8 protein-coding genes are annotated in these 11,997 nt (G+C 33.1%); 6 read left to right on the top strand and 2 right to left on the bottom strand.

The window, feature by feature from the left end:
- Positions 1 to 217: 217 nt before the first annotated feature.
- Positions 218 to 1,744 (bottom strand): glycosyltransferase family 39 protein, encoded by a 1,527-nt coding sequence (locus AACZ73_RS10910; protein WP_339877758.1) that lies wholly within the window; start codon positions 1,742 to 1,744, stop codon positions 218 to 220.
- A 947-nt stretch (positions 1,745 to 2,691) separates the two neighbouring features.
- Between AACZ73_RS10910 and AACZ73_RS10905 the strand changes: the two genes are divergently transcribed.
- The 6 genes from AACZ73_RS10905 to rfbG all read left to right on the top strand — a co-directional run bounded on the left by AACZ73_RS10905 (position 2,692) and on the right by rfbG (position 10,520).
- The gene (locus AACZ73_RS10905) at positions 2,692 to 3,396 is read left to right on the top strand and encodes a polysaccharide biosynthesis/export family protein (RefSeq protein WP_339877756.1); all 705 of its coding nucleotides are present in this window, start codon (positions 2,692 to 2,694) and stop codon (positions 3,394 to 3,396) included.
- A gap of 35 nt (positions 3,397 to 3,431) precedes the next feature.
- Positions 3,432 to 5,762: an AAA family ATPase gene (locus AACZ73_RS10900; protein WP_339877754.1), complete on the top strand. Its 2,331-nt coding sequence runs from the start codon at positions 3,432 to 3,434 to the stop codon at positions 5,760 to 5,762.
- A gap of 31 nt (positions 5,763 to 5,793) precedes the next feature.
- Complete coding sequence (locus AACZ73_RS10895; protein ID WP_339877753.1) at positions 5,794 to 7,191, top strand: oligosaccharide flippase family protein; 1,398 nt, start codon at positions 5,794 to 5,796, stop codon at positions 7,189 to 7,191.
- Between the two features lie 38 nt (positions 7,192 to 7,229).
- Positions 7,230 to 8,123 carry a glycosyltransferase family 2 protein gene (locus AACZ73_RS10890; RefSeq protein WP_339877752.1) on the top strand — a complete coding sequence of 298 codons (894 nt, stop codon included), beginning with the start codon at positions 7,230 to 7,232 and terminating at the stop codon, positions 8,121 to 8,123.
- Between the two features lie 482 nt (positions 8,124 to 8,605).
- The gene (gene rfbF, locus AACZ73_RS10885) at positions 8,606 to 9,388 is read left to right on the top strand and encodes a glucose-1-phosphate cytidylyltransferase (protein WP_339877751.1); all 783 of its coding nucleotides are present in this window, start codon (positions 8,606 to 8,608) and stop codon (positions 9,386 to 9,388) included.
- A 34-nt stretch (positions 9,389 to 9,422) separates the two neighbouring features.
- A complete protein-coding gene (gene rfbG, locus AACZ73_RS10880) occupies positions 9,423 to 10,520 on the top strand; it encodes a CDP-glucose 4,6-dehydratase (RefSeq protein WP_339877749.1) in 1,098 nt (365 codons plus the stop codon).
- A 311-nt stretch (positions 10,521 to 10,831) separates the two neighbouring features.
- Here rfbG and AACZ73_RS10875 read toward each other — a convergent pair whose 3' ends face one another.
- The gene (locus AACZ73_RS10875; protein WP_339877747.1) at positions 10,832 to 11,923 is read right to left on the bottom strand and encodes a glycosyltransferase; all 1,092 of its coding nucleotides are present in this window, start codon (positions 11,921 to 11,923) and stop codon (positions 10,832 to 10,834) included.
- Positions 11,924 to 11,997: the final 74 nt, after the last annotated feature.

Genomic DNA, 11,997 nt, shown 5'->3' with positions numbered 1-11,997 from the left:
CAATCTCTTAAGGAGTTTTTGCATAAATTAAACCAGCGCATTTAGAAAATATAAAGGGCTCTATTGAAACATTTCAATAGAGCCTTTTATATTTTTTATCTATCAGATAGGTAGAAGTAATCAAACAGTATAGAGCAGAACTTTAAGGAAGTTCAGTCCTCGTCCATTTCTAATTTTTTGAGATCAATATTTGTATTTTGAAGATTTTTCAAAGATTTCATTCTCTTAGCTCAGCTCGTTTCTCTTCGATTTCATTAGCCAAGATCGAATTAATGTCTATTTTTGCATCAAGAAGTAGGTGAACAATGGTTTTGTATTCGCGAGCATTGGAATCTGTTATTGTTCCTATTTCTTCTGATTTTTCGAATAAGGAGATTTCGCGATCACTTACCCCATCGGAAGCTTCACGGACTAAAATTAAATTCTTGATTTCCCGACTTAGATCAATCCAGTTGACATAATCTGCATTCATGGTGACAGCTCGTAAGTTTTTAGTTTTAGTATAAAAGTTAATTGCTCCAGCTTGTCCGTAATTATCGCATATGACTAAAGTATACTCATCTGAAGGTGCTTTGGAATACGCATGATCAACTTTATTTGCTAGTTCTTTCCAGCCCAACATATCCGCAAAATCTTGAGGTATGGCATGGATCTCTCCGTCTTCCCAGCGGGTTAAGTTCAAACTGGAATGCCTTTTATAGATTTGATTGAGTTTTTTGGGCTCCTCTATTGGGAAAATTAATGGAGCCATCAAAGCAAACATTCCAATGGGTAAAATTAGAGCTAGTGGTTTGAGGTATATTTTCCACCCATTTCCTAAAAGCTGCGATAAATAAATAGATCCAAATGCCAAATAAATAGGATACAGCCCAATGGCATAATATGCTTTTGCTTGTAATAGAGTAAAAACTGCCAGAGTTGCAATGAGGGTGAAAAAAAGGAATTTAAATTTTATAAAAGGGCGATAGGTGAAAAATGAAATTAGTGAAGCAATCAAGATAAAGATGGAACCTATAAAAAAGAGTGGTTGATCACTCAGGAAATCCATGCGGTTGACATTTACCAATTGATATTTGCTTAGCATTCGCATATGCCAGATAACCGGAAAGCCATTTGTCCATTGCCAGAATATATTGGGCACTGTAATAAAAGTTGCTAATGCCAATCCCCCATATAGATGTGGGTTTTTAAAAATTTTTCTTTCTGAGGTGAGTAGAAATCCTATAAACAATCCAATTGCTAAGAAAACTACATTGTATTTGTTTAGAAAGCCAAATCCAAAGCCAAGTCCCATCAAATATAACCAGAAACTTCTTTTCTTATTTACATAGTTCACTAAAGTGTAAAATATAAATGTCCAAGCCAGGATGTCAAAAGAATTAGGTTGAAATAGCAGATTCAGGCGTGCTAATGCCGAGAATATTAAACCAATTGCAGCCAAAGAAAGTGCAAACAGATTTCCTCCCAATTCCTCTATTGTTTTCCAGACCAACACTAATGTCATAACTCCAAAAAGTGCAGGGAAAAACTTAACCCAAAATTCATTATTACCCAAAAGGTAAATGATATAGGAAAACCAGGATGTCACTGGGGGAACAGAAATATATCCCCAAGCCAAATGATGCGCCTGATCTAGATGAAGATATTCATCTCTATGGAGATCATATTCCGAATCTATTAACAGGTACTGAAGAGAAAATTTCAGCAATATAAATCCCAATAGATAAAAAGATTTTTTGGTCATATATTTAGTGTTGTGTTTTATCGCACCTGTTGAAGGAGATATTGAAATAATCCTAGATAAGTGAGTTATTAAATCATAAGAAATGATTACAGCAAAAAACTATATTCTACTTGAATATAAATTTTCAGGATGAGCCATGTCAAATTATTGTGCAATACGTTATATAGGATTTAAACTACAATTATATTAATACATGACATAAGAAGATGCAGTATAATGAATGCATCTAAATTAGTCCAAAAATAAAAAGTCTAAAATTTCTTTATGAATTTGTTCTTATTAGGCTTTAATTCTCTATTATTTGCACTACAGTTAAAGAATATTACGCAAAAAGATGATTTCTAAAAATTTAGAGATATCCATGATGATTCCCACGAATCCGCTTGTTGGATAGATGTATTTAAATGAAATTCAGCGGTTTACAGATTATTGAATTTGTTCCAAGGATTCCTTGCATCATAACTAAATGAAATATTGTATGGTTTCAGGAATAATTTTCTGAATTCTTCGTTTTATATGGTTTAGTTTTTGAGCAAAATTCTGACTTCGTAATCGCCCAATTAGCCCGTTTGTTGTTAAGGGATTATTATGAGTATATATAACCCTTTGGACTGTCATTATAAAAAGAGATATTTGTATGGAATTTGGAAAATTGCATGCAATCGAAAGAGAAAGGCGTAATCCCGAATTTTATAAGAATTCAAAATATTATTTGGATTATTCGAATAATGTGTTTGTAGTAAGTTTGTTTTTTGTGATTATTTAAAAATATTTGGACAAAATGTCTGAAACATTACTAAGTAAAAATTGAGTGTTTAAAGGTTTATTAAAATTTAAATTATTATAATAAAATGATTAGTAATCGCAATTTCGCGGGAAATCAGCTTTTGTTTTTTCTGTTTGTGACAGTTATTTTCTCCTCATGCTCAAATAGAAATCTTCTCTATATGAGCGATTTAGAGGAAGATGAAAAATTTCAAACCGAGATTGGACAAGATCGGCAAATAAAAATTCAGACAGGTGATTTAATGAAGATCAGTTTAAGCAGCCTGCAGCCAGAAATGGATGAAATGTTTAATGATCCATCAACCGATCTCGACTACAATAAGAGTATTATAAACAGTATCAATGTACAAGGATTTCTAGTAGATGAGAACGGGGAAGTGAATATCCCAGTGGTAGGAAGGGTGAAGCTAGCAGGTCTTACTATCGCTGAGGCAACAGCCTTGGTTGCTAAAGGCATAGAGGAGTACATTGTGGACCCAGTTGTCTCCATAAAATATGCAAATTTTAAAATTACAGTCATAGGGGAAGTCAAAAACCCATCAACTTTTTATGTGCCTTCTGAAAAACTAAATGTTTTTGAAGCATTGGGTTTAGCTGGCGATATGACTGAATATGGACTTCGTGAGGAAGTCCGATTGATAAGAGAAACTGATGGGGTAAGGTCAGTAATCACTCTAGATCTTAACGATAAAGGAATACTTGCGTCTCCCTATTATAATCTTAAGCAAAATGATATAATCTATGTTCAACCTGACAAGATGAAATCAGTAAAGGTAAGCACTAATGAAAGAAGCATGGTTTTTTTAGCCTTAGCGGTTTCTATATTGGTGCCAATTTTGTATAGTTGGGATGCAATAGTTAATTAAAAATTGATTTCCGATGTATTTTCTGTTAAAATATTATGAGAAAAAATAAAGAAATTAAGTCACACGAGGAGCCTATTAATCTTAAACTTGTTCTCAGAGCCATTTTAAAAAATTGGTATCTGTTCCCAATTTTTATTTTAATTAGTTGTGGGTTGGCTTATGTTTACCTTCAAACACTTACTCCTGCGTATTTGATTTCAAGTACCATAATTATTAAAGAGGGGGAAAGAAATAGTAACGTGACAGAAAACGCAATTATAAGTGATCTGGAGAATATGAAATCTACTGTGACAGTAGAAAATGAACTGGAGAAACTTAAATCCAAATCATTGCTTACGGATGCAATAATTAAGAATAAAGGTTTTATAAATTACTACGTAGAAGATGGCTTCTTTAAAAAGAAAATAGATTTTTTTGATTCCCCAATTGACATTAAAGTTCATTCTTTCAGCAAAACATTTTTGTCTCCCTCAGAGTCATTTGAAATTCAACCTGTATCTGAAACTAATTTTGTTTTAATACTTGATGAAGATAGAAAAAAAGAATTTCAGTATGAGCAAGTGATCAAAATGTCTTTCGGTGAAATTTCTATTCAAAATAATCCTGAAAGAAATGAATTTGCTCCAGAGATAGGTAATGTATTTGTGGAATTGGTAAATCCACAGGTTGCTGCGGATAATTACTCCAAAGTTTTTGAGTTCGAGAACCCTTCCATCAAATCAAGTACACTATATATCAGAATGCGGGATTCGTCTCCTCAGATGGGTAAACAAATTCTTACTTCAGTGATAGAAGGATATAATCAGAGAATTATTAACCAGAAAAATGAAACTGCACTTAAGACCATTGATTTTATAAATGATAGATTAGGTACAGTTAAAGAAGATTTGGAAGGGTTTGAAAGGTCTAGCGAAAACTTTAAGACTCAAAATAATATTACTGATATCAGCATGAATTCAAAAATTTACCTTGAGAGCACTGCTGAAACTAGAAAGCAGGTAGCCGAGGTAAGTGGGAAGATAGATATTCTTGAATCGATTGAGTTTAACATGGGTAATCAGACTGGTCAATATGATCTTATACCTGGTGGCTTAACCGACTTAGATCCTTCGCTTTCGGGATTACTTAATCAATATAATAACCTTCAACGCGAGAAGCAGAGAAGCAGCAGAGTATTGCAGCCTAATAACCCGAAGCTTTTAAGCTTAAATGATCAAATAGCTACTTTGAAATCGAACATTTCAGCTAACATTTCAAGCATAAAGTCAAATCTCCTTATCAATAAACGAAATCTAGAAGCGGCTTTAAATGAAAGCAGCTACAGAGCTCAAAGCATACCTGGAATTGAACGGGAGTTGGTTGAGATAGATAGAAACACGGATCTTAAACAGGAGCAATATCAATATTTGCTTAGAAAGCGAGATGAAGCGGTTTTGGCACTCGAAGTCACTGGTGTAAATAATGCACAAATTGTGGATCCACCCATCGCCAGTATCAAGCCAGTTTCTCCAAAGAAGTTGATTATTATGGGTGGGGCTTTTGGATTAGGTTTATTCTTACCTCTTGGCTTTATTTTTGGTAAATATTTATTGACATCAAAAGTGACTTCTAAGAGTATTGTTGAAAAAAATCTAAATGCTCAGATATTAGGTGAAATTGCTAAAAATGATCAGAAGGGAATAATTGCAATAACTCAGAAAAGTATATCTCCTACGGCGGAACAACTTAGAATGATTAGAAGCAATTTGAAATTCCAATCAGGGGATGATAACCAAGTTATTATGGTGTCTTCCTCTATGTCAGGAGAAGGAAAAACATTCTTCAGCCTTAATTTAGCTACCACACTTAGCCTTGTAGATAAAAAAGTAATTGTGGTCGATTTAGACCTTAGAAGACCAAGTATTTTTAAGGCGTTGGAGCTTAAATCTAAATATTCCTTATATGAATATCTCAGTCAAGATATTAAGGATTATAAAGAAATAATAACAACCTCGGGAGTCAATATAAATATGGATATTATAGGATTAAATAAGTCCATTGAAAATGCCTCCGAAATAATTAATTCTGAAAAAATAGCTAAACTAATTGATAATTTAAAGAAATCATATGATCACATTATCATAGATACTTCACCAATCGGTTTAGTTGCAGATGCGTACTCACTAAGTAAAATTGCAGATTTAATCGTGTTTGTGGTTAGGATGAATTATACTAATGTAGATAATCTGGAAGCATTAGGAGAAATAATTGATAAAGGTATATTCAAGCAGAATTTTGTAGTAATAAATGATTCTAATAAACACTACGGAAGTAAATTTGGTTACGGTTATTACTCTGGAAAAGATAAAGAAATAGTTTCAGTCTAAACAAAAGTTATACAGCAGTAATTAATTATTAATGTTTAGAAATATTTTGAGTTTTTTCTATAATATTCCGAGTGTTGGTGAGTCTTTTAATAAGGTTTCAGCTGCGTTCAGGGGAGGGGATAGATCTTCTTTAGTAATAAAAAATATTATTAATTCTATTGGGATCAAAGGAGTTGGAATTGTTATTTCGCTTATGTTGATCCCTCTTTCAATAAATTATATTGGAGCTGTCAATTATGGAATTTGGTTAACAATAAGTTCTGTAGTAGGCTGGATGAGCCAATTTGACCTTGGATTAGGAAATGGCTTACGAAATAGGATTACAGCTGACTATGCCAAAAAGGAATACGATGACGGCAAAATATATGTAAGTACGACTTATGCAGTAATGTCTTTAATTGCTGCAGTTTTTTTCTTTCTATTTTTAATTGTCCACGTTTTTGTTGATTGGACTAGTGTTTTTAATACGCCGCCAGAAATGGCGCATTATGTAAATCAAATTGTTCTTATTGTTCTGATTTGCTTTTGTGGACAATTTGTCCTTCAAATTATTATAATTGTTTTAACAGCTGTCCACCTATCTTATAAGGCTAATCTCATTCAGACAATGGCATTAGTCATATCATTAATTGGGGTACTAGGATTAACGTATTTTACTGAGCCTAATCTTATATATTTGGTTTTAGTACTAGCTTTTTCTATTGTTCTCTCCATGTTTATTTATACATTTTATTATTACTTCCGTGAGTTAAGTGTATTTAAACCTGATTTTAGAAAAATTGACTTTAAAAAGTCTAAGGACCTTTTTGGTGTGGGATGGCTATTTTTTATTATTCAGCTTGGTAATTTGGTTTTATATCAAACAAGTAATCTAATCATTGCAAATATTTTAAATCTTGAGGATGTTTCTGTTTATAATGTTGTGTATAAGTACTTCACTGCATTGTTCATGATCATTTCGGTTATTTTGAATCCGTATTGGAGTGCATTTGCAGATGCGTATGAATTGAAGGATTATGTTTGGATGAAAAAGAGTTTAAGTAAATTAAGGAGAATGTTTTATTTATTTTTCGTACTAAATGCTCTTTGTGTTGTAATTTCGCCTTTTGTATTTAGAATTTGGCTTGGGGATTCTTTGACGATACCATTTACTGTTACCTGGTCTTTGGGAGTTTATTTTATTGCTTTCTTTTGGTATAATATTCATGCAACATTTATTTTTGGTGTAGGGAAATTATATGTCCAAGTTGTATCTGTAGTATTGTCAGCGTTAGTTAATATACCGCTCTCTATCTACTTAGGAGGTATATTTGGACTGCCTGGAATTATTTACTCTAATATTATCGTGTTTACTTTCCTTGGGCTAATTACTTACCTCCAAGTTCAGAAGATAGTTGATAAAAAGGCTTTTGGGTTTTGGGACAAATAAAAATTCGTTATAGAAGTTATAATTCGAAATAAGTATAGATGATGAAAATTGCTGTATTACTTACATGTTTTAACAGAAAGGAAAAAACTTTAAAATGTTTGGAAAATTTATTCTCCCAAAACAACATTGATAAATATGGAATTCATGTGTTTTTGACAGACGATAATTCCAAGGATGGCACAGCAAACGCAGTAAAGGAAAAGTTTCCGGAAGTTAATATTTTAATAGGAAATGGCTCTTTGTTTTGGGCAGGAGGAATGAGAAATTCCTGGAGAGCGGCAATTAATTCTGATATTGAATTCGATTATTATTTGCTTTTGAATGACGACACTGTAATTTTTGAAGACACGTTGGAAAAGTTGGTGAAAAGTAATCAGTCAATGAAGCTCAAAAATAATAAGTCAAATGTGACGATTGGAACAACCACTGATTTTATAAGCGGAAAATTCACCTATGGTGGATTCAAACTTTATTCTCCAGAAAAACTAAAGCATACTCTAGTAAATAGTCAGACTCAGGAATTGGCGTGCGACTTTGGATGTGCTAATATCATGCTTGTTCCAAAGGAAGTATCAGATACTATTGGAGCTTTAGCTGATCGATTTGTTCATGGTATTGCTGATTTTGACTATACATTACGTGCGAAGAAAGCTAATTTCGATGTGTGGGTTGCACCAGGAGTTTTAGGACACTGTACTTATGACCAAGTTAGGACTTGGAAATCTATGGATTCTAAGCTTTCTGATAGGATTGAATTCTTGTATAGCCCTAAAGGACTCGAATATAAAGAATACATGTATTTTCTGAAAACGCACTTTCCTAAGGAGGTACCGGCAATGTTTGTTAAATTTTGGGTTAAGACCTTATTTCCTTTGGTCTACGATAAATTTAAAGTAGAGAGAAAAGAGGTTCAAATAGAACAGCAATCTTGAATGTCTGTACTACGAGTCGAGCTGAAAAAATTATCCTGAGAATCGGTTAATACTTAATTCAGTTATACAGCTAATCTTAACTAGACAGCGTTGTATGGAAATTTGTAAATAGATAATGAACTCCGTTCTTTGATGAGTAGAAAAAATTCCTCAAATTGAGAATAAGAATTTCTGGAAGCATTCAGCTGTTATTCGAACGGCTCATTGATTTTGAAACTCGTCAAAGCGTTTTAATTTAACTCTATAGAAATTATTAATTCAATCGTGCTAAAAACAGAGGGATTTTTTAAGCAAGAAGCAGTTTCAGGAACTAATTTTCACTCAAAATAATTTTAAGAGTTGCGATAATTAATATTCGTCATTTATTTCAAAAATTAAATTTTTGTCTCGACATATTTTATTTAAATTCGCTTCATTGCATTTTTGTATACAGTTAATTGTATTATATTTTCTATGCGCATAACCTTTTAATAATTATAACAATGAAAGCAGTAATTTTAGCGGGCGGCTTCGGTACCCGAATTAGTGAAGAAAGTGGTGTAAGACCTAAACCCATGGTAGAAATCGGTGGGAAACCCATACTTTGGCACATCATGAAGATATATTCCGCTCACGGGATTAATGATTTTGTGATTTGCTGTGGATATAAAGGTCATATGATCAAAGAATATTTTTCCAATTATTTTCTTCACAGGTCAGATGTGACTTTTGATCTTGTAAATAACTCTATGGAAGTTCATCGCAGGAACTCCGAACCATGGAAGGTTACTTTAATTGATACAGGTGAAAACGTAATGACCGGTGGAAGGATCAAGAGAGTTGCGGAGCATATTAAAGACGAAGCTTTTTGTCTTACCTACGGTGATGGAGTTAGTGATTTAGATATTACTGAATCGATTGCTTTTCATAAATCCCAAAAGTCTATTGTGACACTTGCGGCTGTACTACAACCAGGGAGGTTTGGTGCTTTTATATTGGATCAAGAAGACACCAAAGTTCAAAGTTTCAGAGAAAAGCCTACCGGTGATGTGATGAATAATGCTTGGATTAATGGAGGCTTTTTTATTGTTGAGCCAGAAGCACTAAATTATATCGTAGATGACAACACGATCTGGGAGAGAGAACCATTAGAGGAACTAGCTAAAAATGATCAATTATCAGCTTTTAAGCACACAGGTTTTTGGCAGCCTATGGATACTCTTCGAGATAAGCATATGCTTGAAGAGCTTTGGGATCAAGGAAAAGCGCCGTGGAAAATTTGGTAAAAATTGAATGCTATAAATTTTATTTAATCAACCTATGTTAGAAGTTTTTTCAGGTAAAAAAGTCCTCATTACTGGGCACACAGGCTTTAAAGGTTCATGGTTATCTTTATGGTTAAAGCAAAAGGGGGCAATTCTTTATGGTATATCTTTAGATATTCCTACCCAGCCTTCTTTGTATGAAGCATTGGAACTTCAAAATCAAATGGAACATATCTTTTTGGATATAAGAGATCTTGATAGACTTAAGTCAGAGGTTAAAAGGATATCTCCAGATTTTATTTTTCATATGGCAGCTCAACCTATTGTCTCTTTATCATATTCTGATCCATTAGGTACATTTACTACCAATGCGATAGGAACCGCTAATGTGCTTGAAGCAATTAGGGAGTTGGAGAATAAATGTGTGTCAATCTTTATTACTTCAGACAAATGTTATGAAAACGTTGAGTGGGTTTGGGGATATAAGGAAACAGACATGCTTGGTGGTAAGGATATTTATAGCGCATCAAAAGCTGCTGCTGAAATTGTCATTCACTCTTACTATCATTCTTTCATAAAGAAAATGCCTAATATAAAAATGGCATCTGTGAGAGCAGGCAATGTGATAGGAGGGGGAGATTGGGCTGCAGACCGAATAGTTCCAGATTGCATGAGGTCATGGAGCCAAAATGAAAAGGTAAATATAAGAAATCCTGGTGCTACCCGGCCTTGGCAGCACGTGTTGGAACCATTGAGTGGTTATCTTAATATTGCGGCTGAGCTGTGGAATGAGGGAGACTTTAATGGTGAGAGTTATAACTTTGGCCCGCCTTCTGAAAATAGTATTACAGTAATGGAACTGCTTGAAAAATTAGGTAAAAGCTGGAACTTACATAGAGCAGAAGATATTTATACTCAGACAGGTGAACTGAAGTTCTCCGAGGCTGGATTGTTAAAACTTAATTGCGATAAAGCCTTATTTGATTTTAAATGGCAACCTACTCTTAATATTTCTGAATTGATTCAATTTACTGGAGATTGGTATTATATGTTTTACAATGATCCAAAGAATGTAGTTTCATTTACAAAGCAACAAATTTCCGATTACGAGAAAAAAGCTGCAGATAAGAAAATCAGTTGGGCAATTAAATAGAACTAAAAAAGTAAAGTAGCTAGCTAATTATCATTCTTAAAACTTTTTCTACTCTTGTAATAATTTATTTTAGCCGTCAATTTGATTTATAAGACCGGTAAAATTCCTTAGTGGAGAATTCTTTTAAAACTTTGTCAATTCTTAAAAAGGAAGGTCTGGTAAATTTTACCAGACCTTCCTTTTTATTGTAATGATTTAAGTTTTTGAAAGATAAAACACAATCAGATTTTGAATCTTAATATACTTTAATGATGCAGATTCAGTTATTTTAGGATTACGAAAGCGATAAATATTTAAGGGCCTACTTTGATCTATTTTTTAATTTCCTCAGAAAGATCTTGGAAAACACTTTTTAAAGAACTTCCGAAAATATCCATATTGTATTTATTTTTATGAAGTTGAAAAGCTTTTTTGCCCATTTCTTCACACTTTTCCGGGCTTTCAATTAGTTGTTTGATTCTAGAAACCCAGCCTTGTACATCTCCCTCTGCTACCCAGTATCCCATACCTTCCTTTTCAATATCAATATCGATAAAAGAATTTTCTGTCATTATAACAGGTTTTCCAATTGCCATTGAATCTAATAGTACTGTCAGGCCCAAAGTTGATTTTTGCCTAATCTTATAACAAATCAATACGGCAATAGAATTCTTATATAAGTCAATTATCTCTTTAGAGCTATTAACTGTGGTATGGATCTCCACATTTTTAGGGATATCTTTTGTCTTAGGCTTATAGTTTTCCTTAGCGTAGATTTTCAATTTACAATCCAGATGTCTAAAAGCCTCGATTAAGGTGTCGAAATCACGATCCGTTTGTCCTGAACTAATAAAATATTTCTCACCCTCAACATGATTTGAAGGGTTTGTAGTAGCATAAAATGAAGTCTCGGCCCCCCAATTTAAGTGTACAAATCTCTTTTCATATTCTTCAGGAGTTAGCGAAAATGCATTAATATTATCTAATTGAATGCTTTGACTGATAAAAAGCATGCGATCAAATCCCTTCATCAATCTCTTGCCCATTTTTTTTACAAGCTTATTGTTTGAATTGCTACCCAAGAGAGGATAGTGGATCATTGCAACGATAGGAGTATTGATTATTCCAAGAAACTTTAGAATTAATAAAAATTTTGTTGTGGCAGCAGCAAATGGTGCATAAATTATATCAATATCATTTTTTACCAGCAATGCCCTGATCTGTTGATCAAAATGTTCAATACGCATCCTGTCTCCTATTTTATCCAAAAAGCTATACTTCTGATGCGGTAAAATAATTAGTTCAAATCCTTCTTCTTTGTCTAACTCTACTTTTCCCCATAATTGCTGACTAGCAACTAATCCTTCTTTCCATTTAGTATAATAACTATCTAATGGATAGTCATTTACCATTAAAATTTTCATAATCTCTTAGTTTTCAATAAGATTTTGATAGGTTCATTAAAAAAAACAAATTTAACTAATGCGAAATTAGTTAA

Source organism: uncultured Algoriphagus sp. (genome assembly GCF_963974835.1).
In the GTDB taxonomy this organism is placed as follows: Bacteria; Bacteroidota; Bacteroidia; order Cytophagales; family Cyclobacteriaceae; genus Algoriphagus.
The sequence above is the reverse complement of the archived record's forward strand: the minus strand, read 5'-3'. Positions and strand labels throughout refer to the sequence as shown.

Coding starts and splice junctions, on each gene's coding strand:
- rfbF (WP_339877751.1), top strand. CDS start 8,606: ATGAAAGCAGTAATTTTAGCGGGCGGCTTCGGTACCCGAATTAGTGAA.
- AACZ73_RS10905 (WP_339877756.1), top strand. CDS start 2,692: ATGAGCGATTTAGAGGAAGATGAAAAATTTCAAACCGAGATTGGACAA.
- AACZ73_RS10910 (WP_339877758.1), bottom strand. CDS start 1,744: ATGACCAAAAAATCTTTTTATCTATTGGGATTTATATTGCTGAAATTT.
- rfbG (WP_339877749.1), top strand. CDS start 9,423: ATGTTAGAAGTTTTTTCAGGTAAAAAAGTCCTCATTACTGGGCACACA.
- AACZ73_RS10875 (WP_339877747.1), bottom strand. CDS start 11,923: ATGAAAATTTTAATGGTAAATGACTATCCATTAGATAGTTATTATACT.
- AACZ73_RS10900 (WP_339877754.1), top strand. CDS start 3,432: ATGAGAAAAAATAAAGAAATTAAGTCACACGAGGAGCCTATTAATCTT.
- AACZ73_RS10895 (WP_339877753.1), top strand. CDS start 5,794: ATGTTTAGAAATATTTTGAGTTTTTTCTATAATATTCCGAGTGTTGGT.
- AACZ73_RS10890 (WP_339877752.1), top strand. CDS start 7,230: ATGATGAAAATTGCTGTATTACTTACATGTTTTAACAGAAAGGAAAAA.